The 17,341-nt window shown below is 41.8% G+C and carries 18 protein-coding genes; 7 read left to right on the top strand and 11 right to left on the bottom strand.

Features of this window, described 5'->3' with window-relative positions; all coding sequences use genetic code 11:
* Nucleotides 1–3: 3 nt before the first annotated feature.
* From H6626_12875 to H6626_12825, 11 genes are all read right to left on the bottom strand, one after another.
* Nucleotides 4–1,176 (bottom strand): NnrS family protein, encoded by a 1,173-nt coding sequence (locus H6626_12875; protein ID USN47067.1) that lies wholly within the window; start codon nt 1,174–1,176, stop codon nt 4–6.
* A gap of 47 nt (nt 1,177–1,223) precedes the next feature.
* Nucleotides 1,224–1,691 (bottom strand): hypothetical protein, encoded by a 468-nt coding sequence (locus H6626_12870; protein USN47066.1) that lies wholly within the window; start codon nt 1,689–1,691, stop codon nt 1,224–1,226.
* A gap of 178 nt (nt 1,692–1,869) precedes the next feature.
* A complete protein-coding gene (locus H6626_12865; GenBank protein ID USN47065.1) occupies nt 1,870–3,363 on the bottom strand; it encodes a type IV secretion system DNA-binding domain-containing protein in 1,494 nt (497 codons plus the stop codon).
* The gene (locus H6626_12860) at nt 3,360–4,181 is read right to left on the bottom strand and encodes a hypothetical protein (protein ID USN47064.1); all 822 of its coding nucleotides are present in this window, start codon (nt 4,179–4,181) and stop codon (nt 3,360–3,362) included. The genes H6626_12865 and H6626_12860 overlap by 4 nt, the downstream gene beginning before the upstream one ends.
* Nucleotides 4,178–4,867 (bottom strand): hypothetical protein, encoded by a 690-nt coding sequence (locus tag H6626_12855; GenBank protein USN47063.1) that lies wholly within the window; start codon nt 4,865–4,867, stop codon nt 4,178–4,180. The genes H6626_12860 and H6626_12855 overlap by 4 nt, the downstream gene beginning before the upstream one ends.
* Entirely contained in the window at nt 4,864–5,766 is a 903-nt protein-coding gene (locus tag H6626_12850; protein ID USN47062.1) for a hypothetical protein, read from the bottom strand. The genes H6626_12855 and H6626_12850 overlap by 4 nt, the downstream gene beginning before the upstream one ends.
* Complete coding sequence (locus H6626_12845) at nt 5,763–6,446, bottom strand: hypothetical protein (protein ID USN47061.1); 684 nt, start codon at nt 6,444–6,446, stop codon at nt 5,763–5,765. Before H6626_12845 ends, H6626_12850 begins: the two co-directional genes overlap by 4 nt.
* Complete coding sequence (locus H6626_12840; GenBank protein USN47060.1) at nt 6,443–8,509, bottom strand: DUF87 domain-containing protein; 2,067 nt, start codon at nt 8,507–8,509, stop codon at nt 6,443–6,445. Before H6626_12840 ends, H6626_12845 begins: the two co-directional genes overlap by 4 nt.
* Before the next feature lie 286 nt (nt 8,510–8,795).
* Nucleotides 8,796–9,068, bottom strand: a complete 273-nt coding sequence (locus H6626_12835; GenBank protein USN47059.1) for a TrbC/VirB2 family protein — start codon at nt 9,066–9,068, stop codon at nt 8,796–8,798.
* Nucleotides 9,069–9,081: 13 nt separating this feature from the next.
* Nucleotides 9,082–9,309: a hypothetical protein gene (locus tag H6626_12830; protein ID USN47058.1), complete on the bottom strand. Its 228-nt coding sequence runs from the start codon at nt 9,307–9,309 to the stop codon at nt 9,082–9,084.
* A 105-nt stretch (nt 9,310–9,414) separates the two neighbouring features.
* The gene (locus tag H6626_12825; protein USN47057.1) at nt 9,415–9,654 is read right to left on the bottom strand and encodes a hypothetical protein; all 240 of its coding nucleotides are present in this window, start codon (nt 9,652–9,654) and stop codon (nt 9,415–9,417) included.
* 323 nt (nt 9,655–9,977) lie between these two features.
* Between H6626_12825 and H6626_12820 the strand changes: the two genes are divergently transcribed.
* The 7 genes from H6626_12820 to H6626_12790 all read left to right on the top strand — a co-directional run bounded on the left by H6626_12820 (nt 9,978) and on the right by H6626_12790 (nt 17,299).
* A complete protein-coding gene (locus tag H6626_12820; GenBank protein USN47056.1) occupies nt 9,978–10,256 on the top strand; it encodes a metal-sensitive transcriptional regulator in 279 nt (92 codons plus the stop codon).
* Between the two features lie 49 nt (nt 10,257–10,305).
* A complete protein-coding gene (locus tag H6626_12815; protein USN47055.1) occupies nt 10,306–10,710 on the top strand; it encodes a hypothetical protein in 405 nt (134 codons plus the stop codon).
* Nucleotides 10,711–10,802: 92 nt separating this feature from the next.
* Nucleotides 10,803–12,062 carry a TolC family protein gene (locus H6626_12810; protein ID USN47054.1) on the top strand — a complete coding sequence of 420 codons (1,260 nt, stop codon included), beginning with the start codon at nt 10,803–10,805 and terminating at the stop codon, nt 12,060–12,062.
* On the top strand, nt 12,052–13,197 hold the full coding sequence (locus tag H6626_12805; protein ID USN47053.1) for an efflux RND transporter periplasmic adaptor subunit: 1,146 nt from the start codon (nt 12,052–12,054) through the stop codon (nt 13,195–13,197). The genes H6626_12810 and H6626_12805 overlap by 11 nt, the downstream gene beginning before the upstream one ends.
* Nucleotides 13,198–13,209: 12 nt before the next feature.
* Nucleotides 13,210–16,473: an efflux RND transporter permease subunit gene (locus tag H6626_12800; GenBank protein USN47052.1), complete on the top strand. Its 3,264-nt coding sequence runs from the start codon at nt 13,210–13,212 to the stop codon at nt 16,471–16,473.
* On the top strand, nt 16,470–16,979 hold the full coding sequence (locus H6626_12795; protein ID USN47051.1) for a heme-binding domain-containing protein: 510 nt from the start codon (nt 16,470–16,472) through the stop codon (nt 16,977–16,979). Before H6626_12800 ends, H6626_12795 begins: the two co-directional genes overlap by 4 nt.
* A complete protein-coding gene (locus tag H6626_12790) occupies nt 16,976–17,299 on the top strand; it encodes a cupredoxin domain-containing protein (GenBank protein USN47050.1) in 324 nt (107 codons plus the stop codon). The genes H6626_12795 and H6626_12790 overlap by 4 nt, the downstream gene beginning before the upstream one ends.
* Nucleotides 17,300–17,341 lie beyond the last annotated feature (42 nt).

Raw genomic sequence — 17,341 nt, 5'->3', positions numbered from 1 at the left:
CTCTTAATACTCTTTCCCATCGACCCTAGGAGAAAGTAACTTAGGAATCAATTCAATACCGATAGCCAAAAAAGCAAGTACCCATAGGACTCCTGATGCTCGAATCCAGAGGATATAATGCTCAGGGGCCGCCAAAGGACCAAATACTCTAGCCAGAGCACCCACGCTGAGCACAACATAGGAAGAAATCGCCAATGAATTAGCATGTATTTTTCGTCCCGTATGCCCCAGGGTCACCCGATTAATAATCCCTAAAATCATTATGCCCATAAAACCATAGGCGAGTGAATGAAGAGAAGGTCGACCAATACCAGCAAGCCATTCAAAATGGTTTGCTAGGCCAAGGGCAAAGTGCAATGGGAGCCAAAGATAAGCAAAGTACAAAACGAAGAGAATCTTAACTCTATAGGATGGAATAAATCTCCAATTCAATAGTCGATAAATATTTAGAAAAAGAGCAATTAGGGTCAACCCGATCCAAATTTGAGTACCTATCCAAGAGGTACTTCTATAGAAGGGCTCAAAAATTAACACGAAAACTGAAAATATATTTAATTTCTCTAATACTGAATTGTTCCACCTAGGCTCTAGTTTCAGTACACTCTTTGTAAAAAATGGGATCACTCGGCCAGCAATGACGACAACTAAAAAACGAACAGCATAAAGAGCAAGTTCGTAACCCAACATATAATCTGAACTAAGAATATAAATCTGACCGGCAATAAAAACAGAAAGGGGTGCAATCAGTATTAGGTTTCTATTGTTTTTTGTTTTAAAGAAAAGTATCGCTAAATGAACGGCAAGCCACAGCGGCGACGCAACACCAACCAATTGATAAACCCAAATCTGGCTAGCTGGTGTCACCCAAAAAACAATGCGAGCTGCTAAAAAAACGATGATTAGAGCTGCTAGATAAATTCCATGAATCCCACGGGTCCCAGTCCAATTTGCAGAAGCGGTCAATAAAAAACCAAGAATTGCTGCCCCAATAAATCCAAAGATCATTTCATTCGCATGCCACTGATTAGGTGAAAGGGGTGAAAAATCAAATGACCCCAATCCAGTGATGTAAACCACCCAAATAGAGGATGTGACTACAGCAACCAGTGGGACCAACACAAAAAAAGGTCGGAATCCAAGAGACCATATCGGGGACTTTGATGTAAAAATATTCATGATCTAAATTCCTATATCTTTACGAGGCATGCGAACACTTCTCCCTTTTACAGATCGCAAATAGCCGGATTTCGGAACGGATCTATTTCCTTCCCATCCGCAGAAATTAGTTTTTCATCTTCGAGTTTCAATTGAAAGCTCGCTTTATCAGCAGCAACTCCGTCGAATACTAAGGAATACTCATCTTGAAATGTTTCATCTGTGAGATTGAGTTCCTTGATTACGTCAATGAGTCCTGCCACGGCATGAAGGTTCCACATTACCAACTCGGCAGAATCATCAAATTTTTCTAGAACCCTCTTCATTTGACCCACGGTTTTTATATTAGTCGGCAATCTTCCTCTGGATTTTGAAACTGCTGTAGCCGTGTTCCAGTCCTTAAATCCGAACAACTGTGAAATCAGCTCAAGACTGTGGCTATGAGAAATACTCGCATCACATTTATTTTTCATAAATGTGCGGATTAATTTTGCCTTCTCTTTAAAATTTTCGGGTGTAGGTAAACTATTAGACATCTTTGCAACCTTTCATGGACTTATTTTCTTTGCTCGCATTAAGAAGTCCTAAAAAAGTTGTTATGACTTTTAAAGATACTTAGAAATTTTCACCTTAGCCAAAATGGCCGCGAGCGGCAGGAAATTTCTTAAAACCACAATCAAGCTATTAATCTATTCAATCTATGTCAATATTGAATCACTGGTCCTCTCCTTCTGAACCACTAATCCTAGGGAATCTGACCTTAAATACACTTGATGCCCCGTGTGGTGTGTCCTGGCCATGCGCAATCAGTACCGATCCCATTCCGGTAGGCAGAGTCTTAAACAGATCAGGAGAAGCCCTAAACTGATGGGCCTCACGCTGGGAGCCTTCGCCAATAGCTTCAGCAGATTCTATGTCCTCGCTATTTGTGACCCGTTGGGTGACCTTTTGATAAAGTTTTGTGCCGAATGATCTTGCAAAGAAATCGGCTGAATCCGGGTCATTAATCCGCATTATAATCTTAGTCGCAGAATTGTCTGTGATTCGATTTAGGAATCCCTGAGACACTTCCGTTAAATCCCCAATGCTTTGATGTGAAAAATGTAGGGCAAGGCCAGCTGAGCGAGCTTTTGAAATTAGGTCGGCAAATTCGGGACATGCAAAAGACGCAAACTCATCTAAATAGGTTGGGATGAGTTTAACTTCTTTTGCATTTTGCTCGTTCCGGTGGGCTGTTCCAGCCAAAAAATTTAGGTGATTGATTAAGAGTTTTCCGAGTGTAGCGACAATCTGTGGTGACATTAAGCTTTGTAATCTAAAGTAAAGCACATTGCCATTCTGAGCTTCCTCCAAGTTCATCTCTGAATTGCTTTCAGGTGAAAGAATTTTTGATAGGTACCCAGTGCAGAGCGAGCGAAGTTGATCCCTTAAACCTGAGAGTTCGCCAAAGTCTCGCTCAGCTAACTTTTTGGGGTAACTCTTCCCCGTGGTGCATGAAATATATAACTCCGAATCTTCTAGATACTCCAATAGGTCAGTGAGTTTTGGGTTTCTTTCGTTCTTTTCAAAATGACTTTCAAACAATTTCTGCAATGCTGAAAACGCTTTAGACTTGTAGTATTCTTCGCTCCAGGTAAACGAAGAGAACAATCTCTGTGCTGCTTCATGTGGAGTACCAATCGCCAATGGATCATAGGTTAAACTTTCCTCTGAGCCTAAATCAAAAACCCGCAGTTTTTCGTCTGGAACCCACGACTTCAAGGCCCAGGAAAATGAAGCGTCCCCTTTTGCATCCAAAACAATCGCACCTTTTCCCCTCTCCACATCTTGCTTGAGAAAATTTAAAACAATGCTTTCTGTTTTTCCTGATCCCGTAGCCCCTAAAATGTGCATATGCCGAGAGCGAATTGTGTCGGGAAAATAAAGTGGTATATCAAGCTCTACCTCTTTGCCCAAGTAAACAGAGTTCTCAGACTTTGCAAGCAACTCCTTTGGTAGCTCTCGAATTGTTTCCAATCTTTTCCGTCTATCACGACCATGTTTTGAAAATCTATCCCATGCAAAGATCAATGCAGTTGCCAAAAATACAATGATACAAATGATTAACAAGCCAGCATCAAAAGGGCTCAATGAGCTATAAAACTCGTGGAAGGCTAATCCACCAAGTCCTACCACCAATATTGCTAATAGCATTTCGTCAGACATCATTGAGAGCCTCCCGGAAAGAAATCCGTGAGTTCTACAAAAAACTCAGAGGGAGGACGCAAAGTTAATACTTGGGCACGATTCTGTTCTACCTTTGTAGAAGAGCCAAACTCTTGAATAAGTCCTGCGGTCAATGCCTTTATTAGTACGTCTTTAAAATCAGTGGATCCCTCTCCGCCCTTTAAATCTTGAGCCGCAGAACTTGCCGAGCCAAGGGTCGAGCGAGTGACGAACCCCGCTTTTTTAGTAGCTTCAAGACCCAAAGTGCCATCAAGCCCCAGAGCCCTGGCAGAAATGGGTATTGCTAATCCACTTTTCCTCGGGTCACGAACGAACCGAAATGTAATGTTGATTCGCTCATAATTGGAGTCAGAAACTGCATCGCCTATGAGTGTACCTCCCATCAAGGTCCGACCAAGGCTTGCATCAACAATCTGTGCGTGAACTGGTGCATTTGAGTAGGTTTCAACGACATTCAACAAACGAACCTTTACTAGTGTTCCTGGAGCTTTTTTAGTGACACCAGCATACTTAGGCTTTGTTAATGTTCCGCTAAAGTTAATAATTTGTGATCGTGTAGGAGCATTGCGGTCAGCCTCTACTCGTTCCCTTTTTTTCTTGGGCTTGCTCGATGTAGAAGCTGCATTCTCGCAGGCTTTAAACATTATCACTGCAACGATGGGCAACAGAACAAATATTCCTAGGTCTTTACCAAAGAGGTTAAGTTGAAAGCGAGGTTCTGCACCTGGATAGTCTTCTGCTGACCATCTGGCGAGCAAATTTGCCTTTAATTTATTCATTGGAGTATTTGGATTTTTCATGGCTTCACCAGCCGAAGTGGAACACCAACAGGTTTAATAGACCCGTGAATGGGAACAATCAAAGTTGTACCTTTGAGGTCTCTAGGTATGTTTGGTTTGGCAAATATGAATCTTGCCCTAACACTAGAATCCTTTTGCACAGCCTTCCGCTCCGACCAAAGTTTCACAGGTGTAATAGCTGCATTTTTGTAGGTTAACCTCACCCAATCCCACTTGGGATTTATCGCTGCCCTTGTGCCTGCTGTGACCTTAATATCCACAGTCAAGTAATCCTTCTTTTTATCAAACCAAGCACTAACTAGCTTTGTTCCCCTTTTATATGTCCATTGTGTTTTACGACTGATTTTTTTAATCGGTGGCTTTGGAGCAGGTGGAGCTTTAAAGGACTTATAATAAGTTGGGTTTGCATCCTCAGACGCGGTCAGTATAAACAGCCTCGTCTTCTTTTTACTGAAGTACACAAACATATTTGTAGTCGCATAGGGCGTGAGTGGCTTTATCACTATGGATCGCTTTAATTTTTCGACCTGAAAACTTTCAGGATCTCCTAAAACGACTTGCGAAGGTATGTCATCAAAATCGAGCACAGAGCTAAATCCTGATTTTAAAAATATCGGAAATGGAGTCGGGGGTAGTTCAGTAGCAAAGGCGAAGCATGGAAATAAAAATATTAAAAAGTATTTCATCTTCTTGTTCTCCTTTCTACGGTTTGTTTTGCAATATGATTTCGGGCCAACTGCATGCCCCTTCGACTAGCTGTTCGAGCCTTAGAGGCTGCGGCAACGGCAAATGCCTTTGGGTTTGTCATTGCTACAGTCCGCATGACCCCACGGCGAAGAGTGTTACCCACACTTAAATCCACACCTTCACAAAGTTGAGAGACAATAAAAGGTGAGAACAATAGGGCAATGGCGATGATTAGATTCAACGTGATTATGGTTACTAAGCCACCTTCGACCGCATAAGCTGAGGCAAATGGCAGAGCTTTTAGAAAAGCAGACAAAATTGACCAGATGATTGGCCATGCTGAAATTTGCAGCATATTCTTAAAAAGACCTTTGGTGATCCCGACTGAGGATTCAAATAAGAGCCCTAAAATCATAAATGGACCAAGAACAACCAAGAGCATCCAATAGAAGTGCTGAAAGGCTAACAAGAAGAAGCGAGCAACGACCAAAATAAGAAAACTTATAAGGACAAGGGCTCCCATAATCAGATCACTCCCTAGATTGAGTAACCCTTGAAGGTCGAACGAGTACACTTCAGCCCTCTTCGCAGCAGCTTCTAGGACTTCATCGATTCCTGTCATGTTGTCGATAGATTTTGCCACCTCTACGCCAAATGTTTGGCAAAATTCTGCAATCATCGGAAATGACACTAATAATAGTGCAACAAGGACCAATCTTTTTAATCGAACCAAAATTGAACCCGTTAAGCCCAGATCAGAGGAGTAACTCAGGGCCACAGACAACAAGAACAAGGGCAACAACATTTCCCAGCTAAGGCGACTGGTGTGGTCGTACAAAGCCCTAGCTACAGGCAATAGTCTTTCGTATTCTTCAACTGCCGGTAAAGAATAACTCATTTAGACATCCTAAGCGGCAGCACATGAGCAGAAAATCGGCTATCGCTATCACCAAGATTGGGCGAGACAGAGGCAAAGCTCTTGCCCTTTGAGGCCACAAGACGAGACTCCCGTTCATTCCCATCAGCTAACATTTGGGTTAGCAAGCTAGTAATGTGGCTTTGAATAACTTGTGTTTGAGCTTCCATTGCCACAAGAGTGCCCACTCCAGAAGCAGTTAATTTCTGTGCAACGCCAGGGGAGGCATCAGCTCCTCGACGTTCCAATTCTTTTCCTGAACGAAAAGTTGTTTGGGCCTCTCCGCTGATTCTAGAGATCATGTTCATGGCCTTTGAAATCTCGTGTTCAATGGCATCGGATTTTTTTGAGCGATATTCCTTAGGCATAGTGTAGTAAATGATCCTCAACTGTTCTAACGCCCGCTTAGGATCTTTCCAGTTATGCCAGTTTGACGGTTGAACAACATTTGAAATGGTGCGAATTCGATTGATTCGATCTTTGATTCCAGCCATTTCATCTTCCATCATTCGAGACTGATCTCTTAGTTCCATGAGAGTATTTAGTGTGTTGGTGACAATCTCTATGAGTAATGGGATGTCTCCACCCCACATATCAGCACGAGCAGAAAAGGGGGTGAGCATTAGAAATGATATGACTATCATTTTCTTGATCCTTTTCATTTCGACTCCTTTTTATTTGAAATGTTTTCTGTATTTGCTAGGGCATAAAATTCTTCAGTCGGATACAGTCGAAAAATTTGACTCAAAACTGGCGTGAGAACGAAAAACTCAGAGTAGTATGGCTTCTTCGAGGTTACTGACAGTGCCCGGTCAATGTCTGATTCAGGTAGATCAAATGTTTCTCGCAAATATTCAGCAGAGGCTCCGTTTTGCAAAAATATTTTTGTGAAGCTGTTTGTAAACAGCATTTTAGCAAATGCCTCGTCCCCATAGTCGGCAAGGTTCTGAGTGATAGAAACAATTCCAGCCTTGTACTTTCTAAGGGTTCGGTACATTTCTTCTAAAAATCCCTTGCTCTGAGCAAAGAACCTCCACACTTCATCAAACACAATTTGTGTTCTTGAATAACGACCATCTACCAAATCACGCCACAATAGCTCAGTGAGCAGGAGAATTGTTGTTCTCTGCAAAATAGGGTCTGAATCTAGTTCTTTAAAATCAAAAGCGGAGACAGGAGATTTAATCAGCTCAATTAAATCTGGACGCTCTTTGATCTTATCAAATCCAACGTGGGGTTTAAGCCAATGAGCAATATCCTTATAGAACTTCTCAATTCGCTTTCCAGCATTCTCTATCAGTTTGGCGATCTCTAGCTTTTCTCCCTCAACTTCCTTGAGTAGGTCATCAATGGCAACCATATGGGAATGGGTTATGTGTGCACCGGAGCCACAAAGAGTTTGAATGAAAGTTTGAAAAAAACCTTGAGTGCCAACTGGCTGAATACGCAAAAACGAAGAGATCAATGCCCTTGCTTCATTGTAGCTAAGTGTAGTGCTCTTACCTCCGTTGGCCTCGACAATTCTTTTATATGATCCACCAACGTCAAAAATACATAACCTAGAATTAGGATCATCTTTTAATGTTGACGAAAGTATCGCATTCATTAAAAAGCTTTTGCCAGATCCCGAAGCTCCACAGATAAAGGAGTTATAATTTAGGTTCTCCCTGGAGAAGAGATTTAGATATGACTCTTCTCCACTCCTTGAGCGCAATTCCAAGCTAGAAGGGTCATTCAATCGTGAATAATCGTGCAAGAGTGGCAGGAGGTGAGCCAGGTTCTCAGTCAATATGGGAAGTTTTCTTATCCCTAATGTTTTGTTCCCAGGAATATGGCTCTTTAATACTGGAAGCGTACCAATGCTTTCTAAAAATAGTCCGGCATTGCCAATTCCAGAAACCATGCGCTCGAAGTCTCTTGCCGTTGTGAGCGTTGCTTCATCACTACCTATTAGGATTGCAGCCATTGAAATTTCAAAAAGGGTTTCCTTGCCGACTAATATTCTCTCTAGCGTTTCTTCTGAGGAGTGAAGGACAGAGTTAGACTCAATGTTTTTAACCTCCAAAGAGCTGGTCACAGAAAGAGCGTGGCTAACTCTTCTTTTGGTTTCTAGTTGCTTTTTTATTTTCACTCGATCTGGGATGGCTAACCGGATTGAAACCATGAATTCACATGGGTTTTCGAATATGGTTTGTAAGCAGCCCTTCCAAGTAACTTGTGGGAGTTCGGTTAAAGACAATACCCGTACAACTTGCTCTTTTATTTTTATTCCTTCTTTTTCCCAGGCGACATCAGGAAGCTTGTTTTCTAAAATGGTATTTCCAAAAACCCCCGACAAGAGCATTTTCCAAGAAGCTTGAGTAATCGGTGAAGGGTCAAGCCTCAACTCTTCTAGAAGGGCACCAAAATGAGAGTAGCTCTCTGGCTTTTGGACCTTTTCAAAAACGTATAGTTTTGTAGCGAACCCTGAGATTTCACTATTTCTCAATTTTCTACGACAAATTATAATTTGCCCTTCTGAAAGGTTGGGAAGCTTCGTGAGCAAGTCAGATAGCTTTATAAAAAAGTTATCTGATATGGCACCCTCAAAAGACTCCTCAAACAAACCACAAGACAGTGGCTCCACCTCAAATCCTTTTGAGATGGAGCCATCGGCATTTGATATAACCCCTTCCTTGAGCCAATGAGAGCCAAGCAATGATTTTGCAAGAGCATATTTGTTCATAGCATCTCCTCTTTTGGGGGTTGCACTCTGAATTTGTGTCCTAAAAACAAGTGTGGCTCGATGATGAAGCGAGCCAATAGCTCTAGATGACCATTTTTTTGACCATGTGAAACTATCCGCAAAGCAATCAACGAGCTGAGCCCCAATGCCCACGAAAATATCAGGGGCAGACCGAGTATATTTAGAAACACATTCGATCCTGCTAATATGAAAAAGGACGCAACTATCTGACTGACATCAAATCCCCACAGTGTAGATTTGTTCATGTTACTTGTTGGACAGTTCTTCATCGAACAACTCTTTGAACCAAATCAACAATGCTTTGTGCCCCGAACAAAATTACCGAGCCGATTACTGCATAGATAAGGTGCTGCTTGGCATTCGGGTTTCCTGTGAAGAAGCTAAAGGCTGCAAAGCCTAGCCCTAGCACAGCGAATATTGGCAAAATTGATCCAAGTAGCACTGTTTTAAGCCCCATCAAAGAAGACTCCACAGAGCCAAAGGCCATCGGTGATACTAAGAATAGTCCAACTGCAATAATAAATTGTTTCTTATTCATTCGAGTCTCCTTATTAAAACGGGGCCGTTTCTGACGTTTGAGTTTGTTCCTGTTTTCGATCTTGGAGCTGAATAACGTAACGTTGGTTCGGCAGCAGATAGAGCTCAAAGCTCAATGATTCCCCAGATCGAGATGGCCAGGCTCGGCCCACTCTATTCCAGGCTGTTTTCTTTTCTACTTGTCCGTTGACTCTTGTCTCATATTCTTTAGCGACAATAACGTCGAAAAATTTTGTACTCATTTTCAATTCCTTCCCTTTGTGGTTGATAAATAAAATCTGGCGTAAGTGAGTTTGGTAAAATAAGTTCGCCGATAGACCAGAGGTAAAAGTCGTAGCAATCGAGGATCACAAGACACCTCTGGACACAACTCCATAGGAGTAGTCGTCCAGAGTATCCCCACGCATGATTCGTTCATTTTCTATTTGGTTCTGACGAGATTTTTTTAAGCCTCTAAACTCAATATCTCGCCAAGCCAGATAGCCGATGTCTTGTTCAGGTGAAAAATTGCAGTAAATGCAATGTGCGTGCGTTTCAAGTAGTTCGTAACTTTGATCCCCACAGCGAGGACATTTATTGAAATACATTTGCTACCCCTTTCTTGGGCGCCAATCCATTCAGCGCCTTTCACTTATTTAAGTTGCAAGAAAGTTGGCAAAACTTGCCAAGTCGGTGTCCGACCGCAACCCCTTAAAGTTACGGAATAAAGTTGGGTTGTGTTTCAAAAATGAAATTTTAGTGAAGGAACATTTGGTTCAATAGTGGAAAAATATTTGGAAATTGAGATGTTTCAATTCTGGAATTTCAACAAACGCTGCGGCTTCCAAGCCGAAACATATGTCTCCCGTTGATATAGATACCCTAAGGGGGTATGATAAGATATCTATCTTAAAACTTGAAAAGGAGATGTATGAAAAAGGGAGTAGAACATACTGATCAGCTGAATAGGCTCAATCGAATTGGTGGCCAAATTAGAGGAATTGGCAGTATGATTGAAGAACAAAGGTATTGCATTGATATTCTAACCCAAATAAGAGCCGTAAAATCAGCCCTTTCATCCTTGGAATCACGTATAATCGAGGATCATTTGAGCCATTGTGTTCACCACGCCATTGAAAGCAAAAATCGCAAAGAAGCTGATAAAATGATCAAGGAAATTCAGGGTTTGCTAAAGAAAACTGTCAAGTAGCCGATAAGGTATTGACATACCCCACAGGGGTATATTAGGATAAAAGGTAATGAGAATAGTCATATCAATCTTTTCTTTAATCATGTTTCTAGGTTCACAAGGCCTAGCCCATGCCTGTATTGCCGACTGCTCTCACCATCAAAACGCAAAAGTCTCTCATCATGGTTCTGATCACGATTGTTGTGACGACATGGGTTCTTCTAAAGATGAAGAAGCGGGACATGATTGTGAGTTAGGCCACTGTTTTAAGTCCGAGAATTTTGAGGTCTCTGTCTTAACGTTTGAAAATCGTTTGGCGAAAAAGGATTTAGACCACTCAGTTGCAGTGGCTAGTCCAAGCTACCTTATCGCCAGTCATACAGTAGATAATGAGATCGCTGAGTTTAAGGACGTGCGGCACCATCCGCCCAAAGTCCCTCTATATATTATCTATCAAAAACTTCTACTGCCCTAAGACCTTCAAAAATTCGTTGTATAGTTTAGTCCAACAATAGAGCTGGGAAATACCGCTTTTTTCTTGGAACGAGTTTTTGAAGGAGTTTAATTATGTTTTCTAAAATTTTAGTAATTCTTGGGGTGCTTGCATCAACCCCTGGCTATGCTGAAGAAGCTAAATCACTAGATGAACTTTTGCGCCTAGCCTATCAAAACAATCCTGGAGTCAAAGAGTACCAGCAATCGTGGAGTGCCGAGGATTCTTTAGTTACTTCCCAGGCCACTTTGGACGATCCAATGATTGGGGTGTCTGAACTCGACAGAGGGCTCAAAACCCAATACGGTACAGTATCCCAAAAGATTCGTTTCCCGACAAAGTACATTTACCAAGCCAATGCCCAGCAAAGTAAGGCAGATAGTTATCGCTCCCAGTTAAACGCTAAAAAGCTCGAAGTCAGGCAAGAGGTCACCACTTTATATTTTGCTATTTATTCCGCGCAGAAGATTATCCAACTCACTCAGGCGAATATGGAGTCCGTAAAAGAATTTGCCCGAGTTGCTGAGAAAAAGTACGCCGCCGGAAAGTCGTCACAAGGTGACTCTATGAAGGCTCACTTTGAACTAACACAACTAGAACTAGATTTAATTCGGCTAAAGCAAGAAGAACAAGCTCTCCAAGATAAACTCAAGGCAACTGTAAGCTCATCTACACTTGAAGATATTGAAATTAGTAACCTAAACCTGCCTCCTCCACAGTTTTATGGAGAAAAAATTAGACCCTTAGAAAACGAACTGCTAAGCCAGTTGCAAGCCAGCTCCCCAACACTTAAAACGGAAGTCCACAAACTTAAAGAAGTTGAATACAAAAGTTCTTTAGCAAAATGGGAATTTGCCCCTGATTTTCAACTGCAATACCAACAACGAATCTCAGGCGACCCCCAAGATTCAAGTATTTTCTCAGTCGGAATCACTGTGCCCCTATGGTTTTGGAAGAAAAGTTCTGAAGCTTCCGCAGCTTCTGCCAAAAAATTAGCACAAGAATATAGATTGCAAGACACTGGATTGAAGCTTGTGGCCCACATTAAGGATTTAAAGGGAAAAGTGAGCACGGGTGCGAAAACACTGAAAATTTATCAAACAAGTCTCATCCCTCAGGCACAAGGAGCTTATAACTCCAGTCGATCTGCTTACCAAGCCAACCGGACTTCTTTTTTAGATTTATTGGACAGTGAACGCTCTCTCTATCGAGTGAAAACTGGATACTACCAGTCATTAAAACAGTACGTTGCCACCTTGAGTAATTTAGAAAGTCAACTTGGATTTGAAGTCTCAAATTTGAGCGCAGTTAGCGAGGTTAAAAATGAAAAATAAAATCATAGGTATTTCAATAATCGTTCTAATTTTAGGAGCAGGAGCAGCTTGGTGGTTTAACCATTCCATGAGCGACCACTCTGCACATCAACACGGCAAAGAAGCGATGGCTGAAAAGTACATTTGCCCTATGCACCCGCAAATCACTTCTGACAAACCTGGAACCTGTCCTATTTGTGGAATGGATTTGGTTTTAGCAAGTGATATGGAAGAACACGAAGGTCATGACCATGAAGAACACCAAGAAGCGGTAAACAAAGATTCTGCTAATGGGGAACACAAACAGATGGACATGAGCCCCAAAGGACGAGCGAATGTAAAGTTATCTCTAAGCAAACAGCAAATGATTGGAGTGAAAGTCCAGGAGGTTCAAGAGAAAAATTTGTTTAAATCCATTAAAGCACCGGGACGAATTGCTTTTGACCCCGAACTCTATACGGCGCAAAGCGAATACCTAGAAGCTTTGAGGCAGTGGAACAGGGTTAAAGACTCCCCCATCGCTGATGTTAAAGAAAACACTCGGCAAATGATTAAGTCCTCAAAAATTCGACTAAAGGTTATGGGTCTGTCAGATGACCAAATCCAAAATCTAACTAAAAAGGGCTTTCAATCGGAAGGACTGCTTGTTGGTGGGCAAGATAATATCGTTTACGCCGATGTTTTCGAGGTTGATCTTCCATATATAAAGGAAGGTCAATCTGCACAAATTTCTGCAAATTTTCTTCAAGGAAGAACTCTGCCCGGAAAGGTGATTTCGGTGGATCAGGTTATTAACCCTGAAACTAGAACAGCCAAAGTACGAATTAAATTGGTTAAGAGCGATCCATCCATTCGGCCAGAATCCTATGTCAATGCCACAATCTTTGCGCCCCTGGGCAAACACGCTGCTGTTCCTCTAGAGTCGATTATGGACACAGGCGTAGATACTTATGTGTTCTTGAAAAAAGACAAAGGCATATTTGAGCCAAAGAAAATTCAAGTCGTTCTCGAAACAGAGTCTGAAGCTGCTATTTTAGGTGGAGTAAAACCAGGAGATACAGTTGTTGTTGGTGCCAACTTCTTAATTGACTCGGAGTCTCGATTAAAAGCAGTAATCCAAGGGGGGAATGAACCCTCAGGTGGGCACAACCACTAAGAGAGGTTTGACATGATTTTAAAGACAATTGAGTTTTGTGCGAAAAATAGATTTATCACTTTGTTAGCTGTTGCAGTTGCACTTGTTGCTGGCTGGTTCAGCATGAAGAAGATTCCAATCGATGCTATACCTGACCTCTCAGACACCCAGGTTATTGTCTATTCCACTTGGAACGTCAGTCCCGATATAATAGAAGATCAAGTTACTTACCCAATAGTTACAAGTTTGCTGGGAGTTCCGAAGGTTAAAGATATTCGAGGGCTCTCAACATTCGGTGCCTCTTATGTATATGTCATTTTTGAAGATGGAACTGATATCTATTGGGCTAGGTCGAGAGTATTGGAATATCTATCTAAAATTGTTCCTCAACTTCCTGAAGGATCAAAAACGGAACTTGGGCCTGATGCGACAGGTGTAGGCTGGGTCTACCAATATGCTCTTAAAGATACATCAGGAAAACACACCCTTGCTGATCTAAGATCATTCCAAGATTGGTTTTTGCGCTATCAAATACAGGCCGTACCTGGAGTATCTGAAGTAGCCTCCTTCGGTGGTTTTGAAAATCAGTATCAAGTGCAAGTGAATCCAGAATCTCTTCGAGCCTACAACATCCCTTTAACGAAAGTCAGTGAAGCCATAAGGCAAGGCAACTCCGAAACTGGAGCCAGAGTTATAGAATACTCAGGTACCGAGTACATGGTTCGTTTAAAAGGATATGCAAAAAACCGACAGGATATAGAAAATATCGTTATTGGCGTAAGTAAAAGTGGGGTCCCTATTTATGTAAAGAATGTAGCCCGAGTCACCAAGGGACCAGAGATGAGACGAGGAGTTGCCGATCTTAATGGGATGGGTGACACCGTTGGTGGAATCGTTGTCATGCGATTTGGGGAGAATGCAAATCGTGTCATCGAGAGAGTGGAAAAAAAGTTGGAAGACCTCAAAGCTTCACTTCCTGCTGGAGTTGAAATTGTTGAGACTTACAACCGCAGTGATCTCATTGAGCGGTCCATTCAAACTCTCACTCACGAACTCACACTTGAAATGATTGTCGTCGCTTTGGTCATTATTATTTTCCTATTACATATTCCCAGCGCACTTGTACCGATTATTACCTTACCTACAGCAGTGGTGATCTCATTTATTTTGATGTACTTGATGGATGTATCAGCCAACATCATGTCATTGGGAGGAATTGCCATTGCCATTGGAGCTATGGTAGATGCTGCCATCGTGGTAGTTGAAAATTGCCACAAGAAAATGGAGGAATGGAAACAATCCGGCGGAAAAGCCTCTATGGATGAAGTTATCATTTCCGCAATCAAAGAAGTTGGACCAGCTAGCTTTTACTCATTACTTGTCATTGCAGTTTCCTTCCTACCTATTTTTGCGCTGGAGGCTCAAGAAGGCCGACTTTTTAAGCCGCTGGCTTACACCAAAACTTTGGCTATGCTTGTGGCCTCGCTCTTATCAATTACTCTCGTTCCTGCTCTTCTCATTATCTTTACGAAAAAGAGAGAGTTTAAAAGAGGACCAACTTGGTGGACAAAGTTCATGAATTTTGTGTTTGCTTCAAAAATGAAACACGAAGACGAACACCCAATCAGTCGTTTTTTGTTCAAGATATATGGTCCAGCAGTGGACTGGGTTGTTGACCGCAGGAGAAAAGTCATTGCTGGTGCTGTGGTACTTATGCTCGCAACGATTCCCATTTACTTTAAGCTGGGTTCTGAGTTTATGCCTCCGCTGAATGAAGGAACCATTTTATATATGCCCACCACAATGCCTGGTATCTCGGTGACAGAAGCCCAAAACCTTCTGCAAAAACAGGATGAAATCTTAAAGAGTTTTCCCGAAGTTTTAAGTGTTCACGGGAAGGCAGGAAAAGCAAATACAGCCACTGACCCCGCTCCTCTATCAATGATGGAGACTGTCGTCGTGCTAAAGGATCAACGAGAGTGGCGTAAAATGGGTCGCTGGTATTCTAGTTTGCCAGAATTTTTACATTGGCCCTTTGAGTGGATATCTCCAAGCTATATGAGTTGGGATGAACTCATACGAGGGATGAATAAAAAGATGAACTTTCCCGGTGTTACAAATGCTTGGACTCTTCCCATCAAGGGAAGAATAGACATGTTAACAACGGGAATCAGAACGCCAATCGGTATCAAGATTTCGGGAGGAGATCTTAAGAAAATTGAACAGATTGGCTTACAGATTGAAAAGATCATTAGTGAAGTTGATGGTACACGCAGTGTCTTTGCAGAACGAGTTACAGGTGGATTCTTTTTTGACTTTAATTTTAACCGTGAAGCTTTAGCTAGACATGGAATTTCCATCCAGCAAGCTCAAAACTCTTTAGCTACTGCATTGGGGGGCCGTAATGTTACGACCACAGTTGAAGGGCGTGAGCGCTACTCTGTGAATATCCGCTATGCTAGGGCATTTAGGCAAAATAAAGAACACATTCGCAGAATTTTGATAGATTCTCCGAAGGGCTATCAAGTTCCACTCAGTGAAGTAGCAAACATTCAAATGCTCAATGGCCCAGGGATGATTAGAAACGACAACGGATTGCTGACAGGATATGTCTATGTTGATTTAGAAAGTTCAGATGTTGGCGGATATGTAAAAAAGGCTAAAGAGGCCGTTAATCAAAAACTTGAGTTACCTTCCGGCTACTCACTGAGCTGGAGTGGACAATATAAAAGTATGGAGAGGGTTAAAGAAAAGCTCAAAGTTGTTCTCCCCATTACCCTTCTCATTGTGATTGTACTGATTTTTCTTAATACAGGCTCGGCAATGAAAACGTCCATCGTTTTACTTGCGATTCCTTTTTCCGCTATTGGAGCCATATGGCTTCTTTATCTTTTAGGCTACAACATGAGTATTGCAGTATGGGTAGGACTTATCGCACTTCTAGGTGTTGATGCCGAGACAGCCATCTATATGTTGCTCTACCTCGACTTGGCTTACGAAAAGAGAAAGAAGGATGGAAAATTAAATTCGTTTTCAGATCTGAAAGAAGCCATCCACTATGGTGCTGTTAAACGTATTCGCCCTAAGATGATGACGGTTCTTACAACCTTTATGGCTCTACTTCCAATCATGATGGCCAGTACCGCCAGTAGTGGTGCTGATGTCATGAAGAGGATGGCTGCCCCTATGGTCGGAGGAATATTTACCTCCTTCTTACTTGAGCTTTTGGTTTATCCGGCCATTTTTGCTCTTTGGAAAGAACGCTCTCTCAAAAATAATGAAAGGAGTGCGGCATGAGAATTTCAAAGCAAAATCTTTACATAGCATTTGCGATGAGCTGCTTCGTTCATTTGAGCGCCTATGCTCATAAAGGTGAGGACCACTCAAAGCCAAAGGAGGCTCAAAATAGTTCAGTAGCTTCTGAAAAGCTGTTGGAAGAAATAAATGAAGGTTACATTTCTAAAATTAAGCCTATTTTAAAAACTAAATGTCTAGATTGCCACGGAAGCAACAACCATATGCCTTGGTATCACTCATTGCCCGGAGTGAAACAAATAATGAACCATGACATTGAAGAGGCCAAAGAGCATATGGATATGACAAAGGGATTTCCGTTTGCAGGACACGGAACACCCAAAGAAGACCTAGAGGCACTAAGGGAAACCCTTAAAGAGGATTCCATGCCCCCTTGGCAGTATAAATTAATGCACTGGGATTCCGGCCTTACAAGTGAAGAAATGAAAATTGTAAATCAATGGATTAACGAAAGTTTAAATAAACTAAATAATGGAGGTAACAGATGAAAATATTAGCATTATTTTTATCAATGATCGGACTATCATCAATCGCTCATGGGGGCCAAACTCACAATGTTGAGGTGACGCAAAAAGGATTTGAGCCATCTAGGATTGAGGTAAAAGCTGGAGAAGAGGTGACACTGAATATTACCAGAAAAGTGAAGGTAACCTGTGCAAAAAAGGTAACTGTACCTTCTGAGAAAATCGAAAAAGACCTGCCCCTGAACAAAGCTGTTCCAGTGACATTCACGCCTTCAAAGAAGGGCGAAATTAAGTTTGGATGCGCAATGAAACAGATGCTGGGTGGTGTGATTGTTGTAAATTAATAAAACAAATGTAGTTAAATTGTATTGAATTGTTATGAGGTA

This window comes from Pseudobdellovibrionaceae bacterium (genome assembly GCA_023898385.1).
In the GTDB taxonomy this organism is placed as follows: domain Bacteria; phylum Bdellovibrionota; class Bdellovibrionia; order Bdellovibrionales; family UBA1609.
The sequence above is the reverse complement of the archived record's forward strand: the minus strand, read 5'-3'. Positions and strand labels throughout refer to the sequence as shown.

What these genes read in the sequence shown, in the direction of transcription:
- H6626_12875 (USN47067.1), bottom strand. Translation starts at nt 1,176, where the DNA reads ATGAATATTTTTACATCAAAGTCCCCGATATGGTCTCTTGGATTCCGA.
- H6626_12825 (USN47057.1), bottom strand. Translation starts at nt 9,654, where the DNA reads ATGTATTTCAATAAATGTCCTCGCTGTGGGGATCAAAGTTACGAACTA.
- H6626_12790 (USN47050.1), top strand. Translation starts at nt 16,976, where the DNA reads ATGAAAATATTAGCATTATTTTTATCAATGATCGGACTATCATCAATC.
- H6626_12860 (USN47064.1), bottom strand. Translation starts at nt 4,181, where the DNA reads ATGAAAAATCCAAATACTCCAATGAATAAATTAAAGGCAAATTTGCTC.
- H6626_12835 (USN47059.1), bottom strand. Translation starts at nt 9,068, where the DNA reads ATGAATAAGAAACAATTTATTATTGCAGTTGGACTATTCTTAGTATCA.
- H6626_12845 (USN47061.1), bottom strand. Translation starts at nt 6,446, where the DNA reads ATGAAAAGGATCAAGAAAATGATAGTCATATCATTTCTAATGCTCACC.
- H6626_12850 (USN47062.1), bottom strand. Translation starts at nt 5,766, where the DNA reads ATGAGTTATTCTTTACCGGCAGTTGAAGAATACGAAAGACTATTGCCT.
- H6626_12815 (USN47055.1), top strand. Translation starts at nt 10,306, where the DNA reads ATGAGAATAGTCATATCAATCTTTTCTTTAATCATGTTTCTAGGTTCA.
- H6626_12855 (USN47063.1), bottom strand. Translation starts at nt 4,867, where the DNA reads ATGAAATACTTTTTAATATTTTTATTTCCATGCTTCGCCTTTGCTACT.
- H6626_12870 (USN47066.1), bottom strand. Translation starts at nt 1,691, where the DNA reads ATGTCTAATAGTTTACCTACACCCGAAAATTTTAAAGAGAAGGCAAAA.
- H6626_12865 (USN47065.1), bottom strand. Translation starts at nt 3,363, where the DNA reads ATGATGTCTGACGAAATGCTATTAGCAATATTGGTGGTAGGACTTGGT.
- H6626_12840 (USN47060.1), bottom strand. Translation starts at nt 8,509, where the DNA reads ATGAACAAATATGCTCTTGCAAAATCATTGCTTGGCTCTCATTGGCTC.
- H6626_12830 (USN47058.1), bottom strand. Translation starts at nt 9,309, where the DNA reads ATGAGTACAAAATTTTTCGACGTTATTGTCGCTAAAGAATATGAGACA.
- H6626_12805 (USN47053.1), top strand. Translation starts at nt 12,052, where the DNA reads ATGAAAAATAAAATCATAGGTATTTCAATAATCGTTCTAATTTTAGGA.
- H6626_12795 (USN47051.1), top strand. Translation starts at nt 16,470, where the DNA reads ATGAGAATTTCAAAGCAAAATCTTTACATAGCATTTGCGATGAGCTGC.
- H6626_12820 (USN47056.1), top strand. Translation starts at nt 9,978, where the DNA reads ATGAAAAAGGGAGTAGAACATACTGATCAGCTGAATAGGCTCAATCGA.
- H6626_12810 (USN47054.1), top strand. Translation starts at nt 10,803, where the DNA reads ATGTTTTCTAAAATTTTAGTAATTCTTGGGGTGCTTGCATCAACCCCT.
- H6626_12800 (USN47052.1), top strand. Translation starts at nt 13,210, where the DNA reads ATGATTTTAAAGACAATTGAGTTTTGTGCGAAAAATAGATTTATCACT.